Below are 16,938 nucleotides of genomic sequence, written 5' to 3' on the forward strand. Positions count from 1 at the left end.
ACAAGGAGACGAGGGGCACGTGGCCGGACCCACCACCCGCGAACGCGGCGGCAGAGCGCAGACGGGTCCGGCCACGCCCCGGGCGCCCCGCGAGGGACGCCCGGGGGGACGCCTGCACCGGCTGCGGACTCGCGTCAGCCGCCCGGGCGTTCTCCTCCTCGCCGCCGCCGTCCTGCTCTCGGGCGGCATCGTCTGGGTCCTGTACGGCTCGGACTGGCTGCGCGTCGAACAGGTGCGGGCCACCGGCACCCGGGTGCTCACCCCCCAACAGGTGCTGGACACGGCCGCCGTGCCCACCGGCATCCCGATGATCTCCGTGGACACCGGAGCCATGGAGGACCGGCTGCGCAGAGAACTGCCGCGCATCGACACGATCGACGTGGTCCGGTCGTGGCCGCACGGAATCGGTCTGAAAGTGACGGAGCGGAAGCCGGTCCTGCTGCTCGCCGAAGGCCCCTCCGGCGCGGTGAAGTTCACCGAAGTCGACAGGAACGGTGTGCGGTTCGCCACTGTGACGAAGCCGACCGCCGGGGTACCCCGGCTCGAACTGGCCTCGGCGCGCTCCCCGAGTCTGCGCCGGTTCGGCGAACAGCGGCTGCTGGCCGAGGCGGTACGCGTCACCGGTGGGCTTCCCGCCGCCGTGGCCCGTAACCTGACGGTGGTGAAGGTGACTTCGTACGACTCGATCACACTGGAACTGGGCCGTGATCGCAGCGTTTTCTGGGGCAGTGGTGAGAGTGGCGAGGCCAAGTCCCGGGCCCTGGTCGCGCTGATGAAAGCGGTCCCCGACGCACGGCACTTCGATGTGAGCGCCCCCACCGCCCCGGCCGCATCGGGAAGTTGACGGTCCTTCGGGCCGGTCAGCCCCCTGGTTGGTCAGCGATATGGGTGATCACATAGGGTGAAAAGAAAAACGGGAGGTTCGGCGTGTTCGTTGAACGCGCACCACTTGTCGACTTAGTGTCCTGTTCGGAAGAGTCCAAGGAACAGACACACTGGTAACCCTAAACTTCAGCGTTAGGGTTCGGGTCGGCGTTCGGACCGTCCCAAATCGGCATCAGTCGTCGCGGCGCTGCAAACTCCGTGGCGGCACGTAAATCGAGGCGAGAGGCCTTCGACGTGGCAGCACCGCAGAACTACCTCGCAGTCATCAAGGTCATCGGTGTCGGCGGCGGTGGTGTCAATGCCATCAACCGGATGATCGAGGTCGGTCTGAAGGGCGTCGAGTTCATCGCCATCAACACCGACGCGCAAGCGCTGTTGATGAGCGACGCCGACGTCAAGCTGGACGTCGGCCGTGAACTCACCCGAGGACTTGGCGCAGGCGCCAACCCCGACGTCGGCCGCAAGGCGGCCGAGGACCACCGCGAGGAGATCGAGGAGGTCCTCAAGGGGGCCGACATGGTCTTCGTGACGGCAGGCGAAGGCGGTGGCACCGGAACGGGTGGCGCACCCGTCGTCGCCAACATCGCCCGCTCGCTGGGCGCCCTGACGATCGGTGTGGTCACCCGGCCGTTCACCTTCGAGGGCCGTCGGCGCGCGAACCAGGCGGAGGACGGCATCGCCCAGCTCCGCGAAGAGGTCGACACCCTCATCGTCATTCCCAACGACCGGCTCCTGTCGATCTCCGACCGTCAGGTCTCGGTCCTCGACGCCTTCAAGTCGGCCGACCAGGTCCTGCTGTCCGGTGTCCAGGGCATCACCGACCTGATCACCACCCCGGGCCTGATCAACCTCGACTTCGCCGACGTCAAGTCGGTCATGTCCGAGGCCGGTTCGGCACTCATGGGCATCGGCTCGGCGCGCGGCGACGACCGTGCGGTGGCGGCGGCGGAGATGGCGATCTCCTCGCCGCTCCTGGAAGCCTCCATCGACGGCGCGCGCGGTGTGCTGCTCTCCATCTCCGGCGGCTCCGACCTCGGTCTCTTCGAGATCAACGAGGCCGCCCAGCTGGTCAGCGAGGCCGCCCACCCGGAGGCCAACATCATCTTCGGCGCCGTCATCGACGACGCCCTGGGCGACGAGGTGCGGGTCACCGTCATCGCCGCCGGATTCGACGGCGGACAGCCGCCGGCCCGGCGCGAGAACGTGCTGGGCGCGGGCGCGGGGAAGCGCGAGGAGAGCGCACCGGCTTCGCGCCCCGCGCCGGAGCCGACCCGCTCGTCCAACATCGGCTCGGTACCGGTCCGCGAGGAGGCTCCGGCCCCGGTCGAGCAGCCCGCACCGGTCAACGACCACCCCGTGCAGACGCATGCGCCGCACGTCCCGCCGGCCCGTCCGTCCTACGCGGACACCTCGGCCGAGGAGCTGGACGTACCGGACTTCCTGAAGTGATCAGGAACGTCTGAGTGATACAGCGGTACGACGACGAGAACGGCGCGCACTTCGCCTTCACCGACAGGTGGGGCGGGGTGAGCGCCGTTCCGTACGAGCAGCTCAATCTGGGCGGAGCGGTCGGCGACGACCCCGAAGCCGTGACGGCCAACCGGAAGCTGGCCGCCGAGTCCCTGGGGCTCGACCCCGCCAGGGTGGTCTGGATGAACCAGGTGCACGGGCGGGACGTGGCCGTGGTCGACGGGCCCTGGGCCCCGGGTGCGGAAATCCCCTCGGTCGACGCGGTCGTGACCGCCCGTCGGGGGCTCGCCCTCGCGGTGCTCACCGCGGACTGCACCCCCGTCCTGCTGGCCGACCCCCTCGCCGGGGTGGCCGGGGCGGCGCACGCGGGGCGGCCGGGAATGCTGGCGGGGGTCGTGCCCTCGGTGGTGGAGGCGATGGTCTCGCTGGGCGCCGAGCCCTCCCGTATGACGGCGTGGACAGGTCCCGCCGTGTGCGGCAAGTGCTACGAAGTGCCCGAGCGGATGCGGGCGGACGCCGCCGCGATCGAGCCGGCCTGCTGGGCCGAGACCAGCTGGGGCACCCCGGCGGTGGACGTCAGCGCCGGAGTGCACGCCCAGTTGGCTGCGCTCGGGGTGCGGACGCGGTCGCAGTCGCCCGTGTGCACGCGCGAATCGGGCGACCACTTCTCCTATCGGCGGGACCGCACCACGGGGCGGCTCGCCGGATATGTCTGGTTGGACGGGTAGAACATGACGGACCGTACGGAAGACGCCGCCGCTCTCTCGGCGCGCAAGGACGAACTCGCCGCGAACCTGGCGCGAGTGGAGGAACGTATCTCTTCCGCTTGTGCGGCTGTCGGGCGCGCACGCGAGGAAGTGACCTTGATCGTGGTCACCAAGACCTACCCGGCGAGCGATGTCCGGCTCCTCGCGGAGCTGGGGGTGCGTCATGTCGCCGAGAACCGCGACCAGGACGCGGCCCCCAAGGCAGCCGCATCCGCTGACCTGCCGCTGACCTGGCACTTCGTCGGGCAGTTGCAGACCAACAAGGTGCGTTCGGTGGTCGCCTACGCGGACGAGGTGCAGTCGGTCGACCGTTTGAAGCTGGTCGGCTCCCTCTCCTCGGGAGCGGTACGGGCCGGGCGCGAGGTCGGCTGTCTGCTCCAGGTGGCCCTGGACGCGGAAGTGGGCGAACGGGGTGAAAGGGGCGGCGTCTCGCCGGACGGGGTCGAGGAGCTGGCCGCCGCGGTGGCGCAGGCTCCCGGACTCCGGCTGGACGGCCTGATGACGGTCGCTCCGCTCTCCGGGGAGTACGCGGGCCGCCAACGGGCCGCCTTCGCGCGGCTGATGGAAATCTCGTCCCGCCTGCGCACGGCACATCCGGCTGCCACCATGGTGTCTGCGGGAATGAGTGCGGACCTCGACGAGGCGGTTGCTGCCGGTGCGACACATGTGCGCGTCGGCACTGCGGTACTCGGCGTCCGCCCTCGCCTCGGGTAACGTCGCGAAGCAGTCGGACCACAGCAGAAAATATGGTCATCCCCACTATTCGGGGGCAGGCCCAGTGGATCGCTGGCACTTGGTGACGAGGCCGATCCACCACAGAGCGGAGGACTCAGGAAATGGCCGGCGCTATGCGCAAGATGGCGGTCTACCTCGGCCTCGTGGAGGACGATGGGTACGACGGCCGGGGCTTCGACCCCGACGACGACTTCGAACCCGAGCCGGAGCCGGAGCGTGACCACCGTCGTCACCAGCCCCCGCACCAGGTCGAGCGGGAACGGGACGAACCGGTACGAGCGGTACAGCCGCCGGCCCCCCGCGAGCCCGTTCAGCTTCCGGCGGAAAGCGGACGACCCGCACGAATCGCCCCCGTGGCGTCCATCACACCTGAACGTCCGAGCCTGGAGAAGAACGCACCGGTGATCATGCCCAAGGTCGTGTCCGAGCGGGAGCCGTACCGCATCACCACGTTGCACCCCCGGACCTACAACGAGGCCCGTACCATCGGGGAACACTTCCGCGAGGGCACTCCGGTGATCATGAACCTCACGGAGATGGACGACACGGACGCGAAGCGACTTGTCGACTTTGCCGCGGGACTCGTCTTCGGTCTGCATGGCAGCATTGAGCGAGTGACGCAGAAGGTGTTCCTGTTGTCGCCTGCTAACGTCGATGTCACGGCGGAGGACAAGGCCCGTATCGCAGAGGGCGGTTTCTTCAACCAGAGCTGACAGAGCCGAGAGCAGGACCACCGGGAACGACCGGCCACAGGGGCCGGACCGAGGCGAGAGCCAGGGGAGAGGGAAGCACGGGAATGGGCATCGCACTGGACGTGATCTACATCGCGCTGATGTGCTTCCTCGTCGTGCTGATCTTCCGGCTCGTCATGGACTACGTCTTCCAATTTGCCCGCTCGTGGCAGCCAGGCAAGGCGATGGTGGTCGTTCTGGAGGCCACCTACACTGTCACCGATCCACCGCTCAAGCTTCTGCGGCGGTTCATTCCGCCGCTGCGTCTCGGGGGCGTGGCACTCGACCTGTCCTTCTTCGTTCTGATGATCATCGTCTACATCCTGATCAGCATCGTTAACGGCTTTGCGAGCAGGGTGTGAGCGATACGGTCTTGCCGACTGCCGACGACTACGTAGAGGTGAAGAAGAGATGCCGCTGACCCCCGAGGACGTGCGGAACAAGCAGTTCACGACCGTCCGCCTCCGAGAAGGCTATGACGAGGACGAGGTTGATGCCTTCCTCGACGAGGTCGAGTCCGAACTGACCCGTCTGCTCCGCGAGAACGAGGACCTGCGCGCCAAGCTGGCCGCAGCGACCCGTGCGGCAGCGCAGAACCAGCAGCAGCAGGGCATGCGCAAGCCGGAACCGCAGGACAACCGGCCCGGTGGCCCGGGCGCGCCCGTCCCCGCGGCCATATCCGGACCGCCTCAGCAGCAGCAGCCCCCGCAGCAGCAGCAGATGCAGCAGCAGGGCGGCCAGCTCCAGCTCCCGGCCGGCCCCGGCGGCCAGCAGGGTCCCGGCCCGATGGGCCAGGGTCCGATGCAGGGCGGCCCCATGGGCCAGGGTCCCGGTCCGATGCAGGGCCAGCACGGTCCCGGCCCGATGGGTCAGGGGCCGATGCAGGGCGGCCCGATGGGCCAGCAGCAGGGCATGGGCCAGCAGGGTATGGGCCAGCAGCAGGGCATGGGGCAGGGCCCGATGGGCGGCCCCGGTCCGATGGGCCAGCCCCCGATGCAGCAGCAGCCGCCGATGCAGCAGCCCGGTGGCGACAGTGCCGCCCGTGTGCTGTCGCTCGCGCAGCAGACCGCCGACCAGGCGATCGCGGAGGCCCGTTCCGAGGCCAACAAGATCGTCGGCGAGGCTCGTTCGCGCGCCGAGGGCCTGGAGCGGGACGCCCGTGCCAAGGCCGACGCGCTGGAGCGGGACGCGCAGGAGAAGCACCGCGTCGCGATGGGCTCCCTGGAGTCCGCCCGCGCCACGCTGGAGCGCAAGGTCGAGGACCTGCGCGGCTTCGAGCGCGAGTACCGCACGCGTCTGAAGTCCTACCTGGAGTCGCAGCTGCGCCAGCTGGAGACCCAGGCCGACGACTCGCTCGCTCCGCCGCGCACCCCGGCGACGGCCTCGCTGCCGCCGGCCCCGCAGATGAGCAACTCGATGGCTCCGGCCGGTGCTTCGTCCATGGGTCACTCCATGGGCGGGAACCCGTCGATGGGCGCGCCCTCTCCGATGGGCGGCGGCCAGGCGAACGGTGCTCCCTCCTACGGTGGGCAGCAGCAGATGGCTCCGGCCATGACGCAGCCGATGGCACCGGTGCGGCCGCAGGGCCAGCCGCCGATGCAGCAGGCGCCGTCGCCGATGCGGGGCTTTCTGATCGACGAGGACGACAACTGAGGCCGGTTGTGCGCGTGCTGAGCGCGTAGCCTTCGGCAGGCTGAGGGGCGGGCCCCGGGACCTTTACTGGTCCTGGGGCCCCCCCTTTTGTCGTGGGCTTCGGCGGTACGGGGGTGGGGCGGGGCCCTGCGAACGGTGCGGCGGCGCCGGGGCTGGGCGGGGGTGCTCCGGGGTGGGCCCGGAGCGAGGGGGGCCGCCCCCTTGCCCGCCCGTTCCGCCCCCGGGGGCGGCCCCGCCGCCCAAGGAGGCGAGGCAAAGCGGAGAGGGGCTGGCCCCGCCGCCCGAGGGGGCGAGGCGAGCCCCGCCGCCCGAGGGGGCTGGGCGAAGCGGAAGCCATGGGGGTGCAGAGGGGAAAGGGGGAGGGGCCGGAGGCGGGTGCCTGCGGGCCCTCCCCCTTTGGGTGGGAGTGCGGGATCAGACCTTGCGGAGGTGGAAGGTCAGGGAGAGGGGCTCGTCCGTGAAGGGCTGGCCGTAGGTGGAGTCGGGGGAGCCCTCCGCGTAGTCCGTGGCGAGCACCTCGTCGGAGATGAGGGGGGCGTGGTGGGCGAGGGCCTCCGCCGTCTCCGGGGAGGTGGAGGTCCAGCGGACGGCGATGCGGTCGGCGACGTCCAGACCCGAGTTCTTGCGGGCCTCCTGGATCAGGCGGATCGCGTCACGGGCGAGCCCCGCGCGCCGGAGTTCCGGAGTGATTTCGAGGTCCAGGGCGACTGTCGCGCCGGAGTCCGAAGCGACGGACCAGCCCTCGCGGGGGGTCTCGGTGATGATGACCTCCTCGGGGGTGAGGAGGATCGTCTCGCCGTTCACCACGAGGGGAGCCTCGCCGTCGCGGAGGGCGAGTGAGAGGGCCGCCGCGTCGGCGGCGGCGACGGCCTTGGCCACGTCCTGGACGCCCTTGCCGAAGCGCTTGCCGAGCGCCCGGAAGTTCGCCTTGGCGGTCGTGTCGACCAGCGAGCCGCCCACCTCGGAGAGGGAGGCGAGGGAGGTGACGTTCAACTCCTCGGTGATCTGGGCCTGGAGCTCGGGGGAGAGGGCCGAGAAGCCGTTCGCCGCGACCAGGGCGCGGGAGAGGGGCTGACGGGTCTTGACGCCCGATTCGGCGCGCGTGGCCCGGCCCAGCTCGACCAGACGACGTACGAGAGCCATCTGGGTCGAAAGGGTCGGGTCGATGGCGGCCAGGTCGGGCCGAGGCCAGGTGGAGAGGTGGACGGACTCGGGCGCGTCGGGGGTGACCGGCACGACCATGTCCTGCCAGACCCGCTCCGTGATGAACGGGGTCAGCGGGGCCATCAGGCGGGTGACGGTCTCCACGACGTCGTGGAGCGTGCGCAGGGCCGCCTTGTCGCCCTGCCAGAAGCGGCGGCGCGAGCGACGCACGTACCAGTTGGAGAGGTCGTCGACGAAGGCCGAGAGGAGCTTGCCCGCGCGCTGGGTGTCGTACGACTCCAGGGCCTGCGTGACCTGGTCGACGAGAGCGTTCAGCTCGGACAGGAGCCAGCGGTCGAGGACCGTGCGCTCGGCGGGCGCCGGGTCGGCCGCGCTGGGCGCCCAGTCGGACGTACGGGCGTACAGGGCCTGGAAGGCGACCGTGTTCCAGTACGTCAGGAGCGTCTTGCGGACCACTTCCTGGATGGTGCCGTGGCCGACGCGGCGGGCGGCCCACGGGGAACCGCCCGCTGCCATGAACCAGCGCACGGCGTCCGCGCCGTGCTGGTCCATCAGCGGGACCGGCTCCAGGGTGTTGCCCAGGTGCTTGGACATCTTGCGGCCGTCCTCGGCGAGGATGTGGCCCAGACAGACCACGTTCTCGTACGACGACTTGTCGAAGACCAGGGTGCCGATCGCCATCAGCGTGTAGAACCAGCCGCGGGTCTGGTCGATGGCCTCCGAGATGAACTGCGCCGGGTAGCGCTTGTCGAAGATCTCCTTGTTCTTGTGCGGGTAGCCCCACTGCGCGAACGGCATGGAGCCGGAGTCGTACCAGGCGTCGATGACCTCGGGCACGCGCGTGGCGGTGAGGGCGCAACCCTCGTGCGTACAGGCGAAGGTGACGTCGTCGATGTACGGGCGGTGCGGGTCAAGGGAGGACTGGTCCCGGCCGGTCAGCTCGGTGAGCTCGGCGCGGGAGCCGACACAGGTGAGGTGGTCGTCCTCGCAGCGCCAGATGGGCAGCGGGGTGCCCCAGTATCGGTTGCGGGAGAGGGCCCAGTCGATGTTGTTGTTCAGCCAGTCGCCGAAGCGGCCGTGCTTGACCGTGTCCGGGTACCAGTTGGTCTTCTCGTTCTCTTCGAGGAGACGGCCCTTGACGGCGGTCGTGCGGACGTACCAGGACGGCTGCGCGTAGTAGAGCAGCGCCGTGTGGCAGCGCCAGCAGTGCGGGTAGCTGTGCTCGTACGGGACGTGACGGAACAGCAGACCCCGGGCGGCCAGGTCCTCGGTGAGCTTCTCGTCGGCCTTCTTGAAGAAGACGCCGCCGACGAGGGGGACGTCCTCCTCGAAGGTGCCGTCGGGGCGGACCGGGTTCACGACCGGGAGACCGTACGACCGGCAGACGACGAGGTCGTCGGCGCCGAAGGCGGGGGACTGGTGGACGAGGCCGGTGCCGTCCTCGGTGGTGACGTAGTCGGCGTTGACGACGAAGTGGGCCTCCGCCGGGAACTCGACGAGTTCGAAGGGGCGCTGGTAGGTCCAGCGCTCCATCTCGGCGCCGGTGAAGGACTCGCCGGTCGTCGTCCAGCCCTCGCCCAGGGCCTTTTCGAGCAGCGGCTCGGCGACGACGAGCTTCTCGGCGCCGTCGGTGGCGACGACGTAACGCACCTCCGGGTGGGCGGCGACGGCCGTGTTGGACACGAGGGTCCAGGGGGTCGTCGTCCAGACCAGGAGGGCCGCCTCGCCCGCGAGGGGGCCGCCGGTGAGGGGGAAGCGGACGAAGACGGAGGGGTCGACGACCGTCTCGTAGCCCTGGGCCAGCTCGTGGTCGGAGAGGCCGGTGCCGCAGCGGGGGCACCAGGGGGCGACGCGGTAGTCCTGGGTGAGCAGGCCCTTGTTGAAGATCTCCTTCAGGGACCACCAGACGGACTCGATGTACTCCGGGTCCATCGTGCGGTACGGGTTCTCCAGGTCGAGCCAGTACCCCATCCGCTCGGTCAGCTCGGTGAAGGCGTCGGTGTGGCGGGTGACGGACTCGCGGCACTTGTCGTTGAACGCGGCGATGCCGTAGTTCTCGATGTCCTGCTTGCCGTTGAAGCCGAGTTCCTTCTCGACCGCGAGCTCGACCGGGAGGCCGTGGCAGTCCCAGCCGGCCCGGCGGCCGACGTGGTAGCCCTGCATCGTGCGGAAGCGGGGGAAGACGTCCTTGAAGACGCGGGCCTCGATGTGGTGGGCGCCGGGCATGCCGTTGGCGGTCGGCGGGCCCTCGTAGAAGACCCACTCGGGGCGGCCCTCGGACGCTTCGAGGGACTTGGCGAAGACCTTCGCCTCGGCCCAGAAGTCGAGCACGGCGTGCTCCAGGGCGGGCAGGTCGACCTGCGCGGGGACCGGGTTGTACTGCGGCATCTGCGACTGGGGCGCTGTCATCTCGGGTGCTCTTCCTCCGGCGGACTTCTGGATTCCGTCGGAGGGACGAGAGCGATGCTGCTGCTCCCGCGGTACCACCCTCCTTGGCCCCGGACGACGTACGTCCGCGGCCCCCTCATTAGGGGCGCGATGCCGGGTCTACTCGCCCGTGACGCGTGTGCGGGCTTTCTTCCGGCGGCTCCGGGGTGATGCTTCACGCCGTGCTCGCCCCCGGGCTCTCACCGTCCCCGGATCGCTCATCGCTGCGTGCGGCGCTACTCGGCCCCATCGATGCCTTTCGCTGGGCCCAGTGTACGGGGACGGGTGCGAGGGGGCAGACCGGTTTTCGCGGGGGTGCGTGCGGGGTGCGGGCGAGGGTCCGGTGTGACCCGAATGGGCATACGGGGGCGAACGGGCTCGGGCGGGCTTCCGGCCCGGTGCCGCGGTGCGATTACCCGGCGGAGAGCTGGGAACAACGGATGCAGGTTCGTCTGGGCACGGCGTGGGGAGGGCGGAATCGGCGGCGTGCCCCGTTGCCGCGGCGTTGGGGTCGACTTATCGTCCCAGCACGATTCGCGTGCAAGATCACAAAATGTGAAGGGGCCGCGGCCATGGTGGCTGAGAAGACCGCCGCAACGAAGAAGACGGCGTCGAAGAGAACCACTGGAGCTGCGGCGTCCGGGACGGACGAAGGGGTGCCTGGAGCGGCCGCGGCCGCTGTGGGTGCTGCCGTCGATGAGGGTGCGGCTGCCGTGAAGAGGGCTCCGGCGAAGAAAGCCGCTGCGAAGAAGGCCGCTCCGGCGAAGAAGGCCGTCGCCAAGAAGGCTCCGGCGAAGAAGGCGGCCGCCAAGAAGAGTGCGACGGAGAAGGCGACGGGGAAGAAAGCGGCTGAGAAGCGAACGGTGGCCGCCGAGGCCGCCGTCGGCACCGATGCCGATACCGATGGGCCCGGAGCCGCGGATGTGGCCGCGGCGGCCGGGAAGCAGGCCGCGACCGCGGCCGAGGGGGCGGCTCAGGCCGCGGAGACGGGAGCCGAGACGGTGGTTGCGAAGAAGAGTACGGGCGGAGCGGCGACGGCCAGGAAGAAGGCGGTGCCCGCGGCCCGTGCCACGACGGCCGTGGTGCCCGGTCAGCTGGCGGTCAGGCCGGGGGAGGACCCCTGGACCGCCGAGGAGATCGCCGAGGCGCGGGCCGAGCTGGACAGCGAGATCCTGCGGCTGCGGGCCGAGATCGTCTCCGCGGAGGAGGCGCTGACGGGGTTGATGCGGGACTCCGGGGACAGTGCGGGGGACGACGACGCGGACACCGGTACCAAGAACATGACGCGTGAGCACGAGATGTCGCTGGCGGCCAACGCCAGGGAGATGCTGGAGCAGACGGAGCGGGCGCGGGATCGGCTGGACGCGTGGACGTACGGGATCTGCGAGAACTGCGGGAAGCCGATCGGGAAGGCGCGGGTGCAGGCGTTTCCTCGGGCGACGCTGTGTGTGGAGTGCAAGCAGAAGCAGGAGAGGCGGTACTAGGGGATCGGTGAGGTGGGGGGCCTTCGGGGTGGGGTCAGCTGATGGGGCCTTCGGGGTGGGGCGGAGCCTTGGGGGCGGAGCCGGGGTGGGGCCGCGGTGCGGGGGCCGCCCCCTTGCCCGCCCGTTCCGCCCCCGGGGGCGGCCCCGCCGCCCAAGGGGACGAGGCGAGCCCCGCTGCCCAAGGGGACGAGGCGAGCCCCGCTGCCCAAGGGGACGAGGCGAGCCCCCGCCGCCCAAGGGGGGCGAGGCGTGGCTCCGCCGCCCAGAGGGGCTGGGAAAGGGGGCGTGGCGGGGTGGTGAGAGGGAGGGGGGTCCGTACGTGTGTGCCGTAGTCTCGTGCTCATTCAGGTACGAGGGCGAGGGACTGACGTGGCAGAGGCGGAGCGCATCATCGGTACGCCAGATGTGGGGGGAGCCGGACCGGAGAAGTCCTCGGAGAGCGAGGGCGCCGGCGAGGCGGCTGCCGTGGACGAGGGCGACGGGGCGGGCGAAGGCGCCGACGAGGCGAGTGCGGGCGGCGCGACCGCTGTCGGGCGGGGCAAGCGCAAGCTGGCGATGCTCCTGGTGATCGCGCTCATCGCGTACGCCTTCGACCTCGGCAGCAAGCTGCTCGTGGTGGCCAAGCTGGAGCCCAGCGGCGAGACGATCAACGTGATCGGCGAGCTGCTCCGGTTCAGGGCGATCCGCAACCCGGGCGCCGCGTTCGGCCTCGGTGAGGCGTACACGATCGTCTTCACCGTCATCGCCTCGTCCGTGATCGTCGTGATCGCGAGGCTGGCGCGCAAGCTGTACAGCACGCCGTGGGCCATCGCGCTCGGGCTGCTGCTCGGCGGTGCGCTGGGCAACCTCACCGACCGGATCTTCCGTTCGCCCGGGTTCCTGGAGGGGGCGGTCGTCGACTTCATCGCGCCCGCGCACTTCGCCGTCTTCAACCTGGCCGACTCGGCGGTCGTGTGCGGCGGGATCCTGATCGTGATCCTCTCGTTCCGGGGTCTTGACCCGGACGGAACCGTCCACAAGGACTGAGGTCACGGGCTTGCGGTAAGGGCTTGGTGGTGCGGTCCTGCATACTCGACGGGTGAGTACGATTCCCGAGATCCGAACCCTGCCCGTTCCCGATGGCCTTGAGGGCGAGCGCGTCGACGCCGCCATTTCCCGGATGTTCGGGTTCTCCCGGACCAAGGCGGCCGAGCTCGCCGCTGCCGGAAAGGTCCAGGTCGACGGCTCGGTGGTCGGGAAGTCCGAACGCGTGCACGGCGGGGCCTGGCTTGAGGTCGAGATGCCCGCGCCCGTCGCGCCCGTACAGATCGTCGCCGAGCACGTCGAAGGCATGGAGATCATCCATGACGACGACGACGTCCTGGTGATCGTGAAGCCCGTGGGCGTCGCCGCCCACCCCAGCCCCGGCTGGACCGGTACGACCGTCATCGGCGGGCTCGCCGCCGCCGGGTACCGGATCTCGACGTCCGGTGCCGCGGAGCGCCAGGGCATCGTGCACCGGCTCGACGTCGGTACGTCGGGCCTGATGGTCGTCGCCAAGTCGGAGCGCGCGTACACCTCGCTCAAGCAGCAGTTCCGCGAGCGTACGGTCGACAAGCGCTACCACGCCCTCGTGCAGGGCCACCCGGACCCGATGAGCGGGACCATCGACGCGCCCGTCGGCCGTCACCCCAACCACGACTACAAGTGGGCCGTGGTGGCGGAGGGCAAGCCGTCCGTGACGCACTACGACCTCATCGAGGCGTTCCGCGCCGCTTCCCTGCTGGACATCAAGCTGGAGACGGGGCGTACGCACCAGATCCGGGTGCACATGTCCGCGCACCGGCACCCCTGCGTCGGCGACGTGACCTACGGCGCCGATCCGACCCTGGCCAAGCGCCTCGGCCTGACCCGGCAGTGGCTGCACGCGATGCGGCTCGGGTTCACGCACCCGGGCACCGGCGACTGGGTCGAGTTCGAGAGCCCGTACCCGGCGGATCTTCAGCACGCGCTGGACGTGATCCGGGCGGAGAGCGAGTGAGCTCCGCCGCTTCTGCGGGGCGTGTGGGGCCTGGGGAGCCTCTGGGGCCTGTGGGGTCGCCCGTCGTCGCGTACGCGGTGCGGGTGGCCGAGGGGCCCGAGGATCTGGACGCGTGCTTCGCGGTGCGCAAGGAGGTCTTCGTGGTCGAGCAGGAAGTGCCCGCGGAGCTGGAGTACGACGCGTACGACAGAACTGCCCTGCACGTGCTGGCGATCGCCGGAGACGGTACGCCGCTGGGGACCGGGCGGCTCCTGCACGGGGCCGACGCCGCCGGTAGGACCGGCGGGGCCGGGCCCGAGGTGGGTTCGCTCGGTCGGCTCGCGGTGAGTTCGGCGGCGCGGGGGCTCGGAGTCGGGGCGGCACTCGTGCGGGGGATCGAGGGTGCGGCCAGGGAGATGGGCCTGACCTCGGTCGACCTGCATGCGCAGACGCATGCGCTCGGGTTCTACGAGCGGCTGGGGTACGTGGCGTACGGGCCGGTCTTCCTCGACGCGGGGATCGACCACCGGGGGATGCGGCGCGAGCTCGGCCAGGGGCTGTCCGCCGGGTAAGCCCTGGGCCGTTGCGGCGCAGGCGCCGGAGGGGCGAGCGGCTTGGCTCGTACCGAGACCGAGTGTGACCCAATTACCGAGTGCAACCCATTTGTGGCGGTATCGGGGCTTCGTGACAGGCTTGAGGTCTTGATCGTCGAGCCCTCCGGAGGCCGCCCCCGTGGAACAACTGGCCCTGCTGTTCGTGCTGCTGCTCGGGGCGGTGATTTCCGTGCCGCTCGGAGAGCGGTTGGGGTTGCCCGCGCCGGTGCTGATGACGCTGGCGGGTGTGGTGCTGGCGCTCATTCCGTTTGTGCCCAATCCGGATATTCCACCGGAGTACATTCTCCCGCTGGTGCTGCCGCCGCTGTTGTACGCGGCGGTGCAGCGGACTTCCTGGCGGCAGTTCACGGCGAACTTCCGGCCCATTCTGCTGCTTGCCGTCGCGTTGGTGTTCGTGACGACGGCGGCCGTGGCGGCTGTGGCGCATGCCGTCGTTCCGGGGCTTCCGATCGCCGCCGCCGTGGCGCTGGGTGCTTTGGTCGCGCCGCCGGACCCCGTTGCCGCCACCGCCGTCGCGGGGTCCCTGGGGCTGCCGAGGCGACTCGTGTCGATCCTGGAGGGGGAGGGGCTCTTCAACGACGTCACGGCGATCGTGCTGTACCACGTGGCCATCGGTGCGGCGGTGAGCGGGACGTTCTCGTGGCCCGCGGCGATGGGCGAGCTGGTGCTGTCGGCCGTCGTCGCCGTGCTCGTGGGGGGCGGGCTCGGGTGGATCAGCAACAAGCTGATGGGGTTCCTGGGGGATGCCACGCTCCAGATCGGGCTGACGCTGCTGGTGCCGTTCGTCAGTTATGCGCTGGCCGAGGAGCTCATGGGGTCCGGTGTGCTGGCGGTGCTCACGGCGGCGCTCTACCTCGCGTCGCACGCGATGGACGCCGACGACGTGCAGGGGCGGCTGGCCGGGCAGACGTTCTGGCAGGTCGTCGACACGCTGGTGACGGGCGTTGCCTTCGGGCTGATCGGGCTGGAGCTGCACACCGTCTTCGGGCTCGCCGACGGGCGGCTGGCGCAGATGCTGGAGTGGGGTGCGGTCGTGGTCGTCGTCGTGGTCGGGGTGCGGCTGCTGTGGCTGCTGCCCGCGACCTGGCTCGCGAAGCGGCTGCACGACCGGCGGGACGTGGACGAGGACATTCCCATGACCTGGCGGGAGACCGTCGTCATGTGGTGGGCGGGCATGCGGGGCGTGGCGTCGGTGGCGCTGGTGCTCGCCATCCCGCTGAAGACGGAGTCGGGGGAGCCGTTTCCGGCGCGGGACGAGATCCTGTTCATCGCCTTCTGCGTGATCATGACGACGCTGGTCTTTCAGGGGCTGACGTTGCCGTGGCTGGTACGGAAACTGGGGGTGCGGGCGGATTCCAACGCCGAGCGGGAACTGGAGCACGCCCTCGCGGTGCGGGCCGCGAAGGCGGCGCGGCGGCGGCTGAAGGAGATCGAGGAGGTCGAGGAGCTGCCGGAGGAGGTCGCGGAGAGGCTGCTGCGGGGCGCGTTCGACATCGGGGCGCGCATCAGTCCGGACATCGTGGACGAGGAGCGGCGGGAGGCGTACGCGTCGCGGGCGGGGCGGCTGAAGGTGGTCATGCGGATTCAGCGGGAAATGATGTCGGCGGCCCGGCACGAGGTGCTGGCGGCGCGGAACGAGGCGGGTGTGGACCCGGAAGTGGTGGACCGGGTCCTCCACCAGTTGGATCTGCGGAGCATGAGGTAGGTCTTCCTGGGGCTGCGGAGCTTGAGGGGTGCGGCCCCGCCGGTCCTAGCCCCGGCCCGTGTGCGGCTGCGCCCCGTCGTGGGAGGGCGTCGCCGTGGCCCGGCGGGCTGCCGCGCCCTGGGCGCCCGGGGGCGGGGCGTCGTCGTCGTCACGGATGTCGGCGTTGTTGGTGTGGATCTCCTCCGGGCGCGGGGCCCGGCCGTTCGCCCGCGTGCGGGTCGGCCACTGGCCGCCCGGCGGCGGGACCGCCTCCGCCGTGTTGACCTTCGGCAGCGCGTACGGGTGGTGGGTGCACAGCCAGTCGATCATCTGCTCGCGGACCGCGCAGCGCACCGTCCAGATGTCGTCGGCGTCCTTCGCGGTGACCACCACCCGTACCTCCATGGTGTTCGGGGTGGTGTCCGTCACGGCGAGGCTCCAGTCGCGGCCGTCCCAGGAGGAGGTGGCGGCGAGGATTTCGCGCAGCCGCTCGCGCATCGCGGGGACCGGGGCGCGGTGGTCGAGCTGGAAGAAGACCGTGCCGGTCATCTGCGCACCGCCGCGCGACCAGTTCTCGAAGGGCTTGCTGGTGAAGTACGACACGGGCATGGTGATGCGGCGTTCGTCCCAGGTGCGTACGGCGAGGAAGGTGAGGGTGACCTCCTCGACCACGCCCCACTCCCCGTCCACGACCACCGTGTCGCCGAGTCGCACCATGTCGCCGAACGCGATCTGGAAGCCCGCGAAGAGGTTGCCGAGAGTGGACTGGGCGGCCACACCGGCAACGATTCCGATGATTCCCGCCGAGGCCAGCATCGACTTGCCGATGGCCTGCATGTTGGGGAAGGTCATCAGCATCGCGGCCACCGCGACCACGGCGACGACCGCCGTCACGATCCGCATGATGAGCGTCACCTGGGTGCGGACCCGGCGCACCCGGGCGGCGTCCCGGGACTGCTGCGAGGCGTAGCGCGCGTACGACGCCTCGACGATCGTCGAGGCGACCCGCACGATCAGCCAGGCCGTCGCCGCGATCAGGATGAGGGACAGGATCTGGCCGATGCCCTCCTCGTGGTCCTCGACCAGCTTGAGGTTCGTCTGGTCGTACGCGCCCCGGAGGAGCGCGGTGAGAAGGACCACCATCAAGGGCGGCCGACAGCGGCGCAGCAGCCCCCACAGCGGGGTCTCGTGGTGACGGGCGTCGGCCCTGCGCAGGACGAGGTCGACCACCCAGCCGAGGACGAGGGTGAGCGCGACCGAGCCGCCCAGCACGATCAACGGGCGCAGTACGTTCTCCATGACTTCGTGACTCCGGCGCTGGTGGC

General features: G+C 70.4%; 14 protein-coding genes. 12 read left to right on the top strand and 2 right to left on the bottom strand.

The features are described from left to right. Positions 1 to 19: 19 nt before the first annotated feature. From OG897_RS10005 to OG897_RS10035, 7 genes are all read left to right on the top strand, one after another. A complete protein-coding gene (locus tag OG897_RS10005) occupies positions 20 to 844 on the top strand; it encodes a cell division protein FtsQ/DivIB (RefSeq protein ID WP_266654907.1) in 825 nt (274 codons plus the stop codon). 275 nt (positions 845 to 1,119) lie between these two features. Continuing rightward, complete coding sequence (ftsZ, locus tag OG897_RS10010; protein ID WP_266654909.1) at positions 1,120 to 2,334, top strand: cell division protein FtsZ; 1,215 nt, start codon at positions 1,120 to 1,122, stop codon at positions 2,332 to 2,334. A 14-nt stretch (positions 2,335 to 2,348) separates the two neighbouring features. Continuing rightward, positions 2,349 to 3,083: a peptidoglycan editing factor PgeF gene (gene pgeF, locus OG897_RS10015; RefSeq protein WP_266654911.1), complete on the top strand. Its 735-nt coding sequence runs from the start codon at positions 2,349 to 2,351 to the stop codon at positions 3,081 to 3,083. A gap of 3 nt (positions 3,084 to 3,086) precedes the next feature. Then, positions 3,087 to 3,836 carry a YggS family pyridoxal phosphate-dependent enzyme gene (locus tag OG897_RS10020; protein WP_266654913.1) on the top strand — a complete coding sequence of 250 codons (750 nt, stop codon included), beginning with the start codon at positions 3,087 to 3,089 and terminating at the stop codon, positions 3,834 to 3,836. Positions 3,837 to 3,958: 122 nt separating this feature from the next. Then, positions 3,959 to 4,570, top strand: a complete 612-nt coding sequence (locus tag OG897_RS10025) for a cell division protein SepF (RefSeq protein WP_189821709.1) — start codon at positions 3,959 to 3,961, stop codon at positions 4,568 to 4,570. Positions 4,571 to 4,653: 83 nt separating this feature from the next. Beyond that, positions 4,654 to 4,950: a YggT family protein gene (locus OG897_RS10030; protein ID WP_266654917.1), complete on the top strand. Its 297-nt coding sequence runs from the start codon at positions 4,654 to 4,656 to the stop codon at positions 4,948 to 4,950. A gap of 49 nt (positions 4,951 to 4,999) precedes the next feature. Continuing rightward, entirely contained in the window at positions 5,000 to 6,241 is a 1,242-nt protein-coding gene (locus OG897_RS10035) for a DivIVA domain-containing protein (RefSeq protein ID WP_266654919.1), read from the top strand. A 414-nt stretch (positions 6,242 to 6,655) separates the two neighbouring features. Here OG897_RS10035 and ileS read toward each other — a convergent pair whose 3' ends face one another. Next, positions 6,656 to 9,814, bottom strand: coding sequence for an isoleucine--tRNA ligase (gene ileS / locus OG897_RS10040; protein ID WP_266654921.1), 3,159 nt, complete (start codon positions 9,812 to 9,814; stop codon positions 6,656 to 6,658). A 590-nt stretch (positions 9,815 to 10,404) separates the two neighbouring features. On the opposite strand from ileS, the gene OG897_RS10045 reads away from it, so the two are divergent. From OG897_RS10045 to OG897_RS10065, 5 genes are all read left to right on the top strand, one after another. Beyond that, positions 10,405 to 11,316 carry a TraR/DksA C4-type zinc finger protein gene (locus OG897_RS10045; protein ID WP_266654923.1) on the top strand — a complete coding sequence of 304 codons (912 nt, stop codon included), beginning with the start codon at positions 10,405 to 10,407 and terminating at the stop codon, positions 11,314 to 11,316. Positions 11,317 to 11,685: 369 nt separating this feature from the next. After that, entirely contained in the window at positions 11,686 to 12,342 is a 657-nt protein-coding gene (gene lspA / locus OG897_RS10050) for a signal peptidase II (protein WP_266654925.1), read from the top strand. Between the two features lie 52 nt (positions 12,343 to 12,394). Continuing rightward, positions 12,395 to 13,336 carry an RluA family pseudouridine synthase gene (locus OG897_RS10055; protein WP_266654927.1) on the top strand — a complete coding sequence of 314 codons (942 nt, stop codon included), beginning with the start codon at positions 12,395 to 12,397 and terminating at the stop codon, positions 13,334 to 13,336. A 50-nt stretch (positions 13,337 to 13,386) separates the two neighbouring features. After that, positions 13,387 to 13,887 (top strand): GNAT family N-acetyltransferase, encoded by a 501-nt coding sequence (locus OG897_RS10060; protein WP_266654929.1) that lies wholly within the window; start codon positions 13,387 to 13,389, stop codon positions 13,885 to 13,887. 160 nt (positions 13,888 to 14,047) lie between these two features. After that, the gene (locus OG897_RS10065; RefSeq protein ID WP_266654931.1) at positions 14,048 to 15,634 is read left to right on the top strand and encodes a Na+/H+ antiporter; all 1,587 of its coding nucleotides are present in this window, start codon (positions 14,048 to 14,050) and stop codon (positions 15,632 to 15,634) included. 45 nt (positions 15,635 to 15,679) lie between these two features. Here the strand turns inward: OG897_RS10065 and OG897_RS10070 are convergent, their stop codons facing one another. Further along, the gene (locus OG897_RS10070) at positions 15,680 to 16,912 is read right to left on the bottom strand and encodes a mechanosensitive ion channel family protein (protein ID WP_266654933.1); all 1,233 of its coding nucleotides are present in this window, start codon (positions 16,910 to 16,912) and stop codon (positions 15,680 to 15,682) included. Between the last annotated feature and the right edge of the window lie 26 nt (positions 16,913 to 16,938).

The organism is Streptomyces sp. NBC_00237 (genome assembly GCF_026342435.1).
In the GTDB taxonomy this organism is placed as follows: domain Bacteria; phylum Actinomycetota; class Actinomycetes; order Streptomycetales; family Streptomycetaceae; genus Streptomyces.

What these genes read in the sequence shown, in the direction of transcription:
- OG897_RS10045 (WP_266654923.1), top strand. Translation starts at nt 10,405, where the DNA reads ATGGTGGCTGAGAAGACCGCCGCAACGAAGAAGACGGCGTCGAAGAGA.
- OG897_RS10020 (WP_266654913.1), top strand. Translation starts at nt 3,087, where the DNA reads ATGACGGACCGTACGGAAGACGCCGCCGCTCTCTCGGCGCGCAAGGAC.
- OG897_RS10035 (WP_266654919.1), top strand. Translation starts at nt 5,000, where the DNA reads ATGCCGCTGACCCCCGAGGACGTGCGGAACAAGCAGTTCACGACCGTC.
- OG897_RS10030 (WP_266654917.1), top strand. Translation starts at nt 4,654, where the DNA reads ATGGGCATCGCACTGGACGTGATCTACATCGCGCTGATGTGCTTCCTC.
- OG897_RS10070 (WP_266654933.1), bottom strand. Translation starts at nt 16,912, where the DNA reads ATGGAGAACGTACTGCGCCCGTTGATCGTGCTGGGCGGCTCGGTCGCG.
- OG897_RS10025 (WP_189821709.1), top strand. Translation starts at nt 3,959, where the DNA reads ATGGCCGGCGCTATGCGCAAGATGGCGGTCTACCTCGGCCTCGTGGAG.
- ileS (WP_266654921.1), bottom strand. Translation starts at nt 9,814, where the DNA reads ATGACAGCGCCCCAGTCGCAGATGCCGCAGTACAACCCGGTCCCCGCG.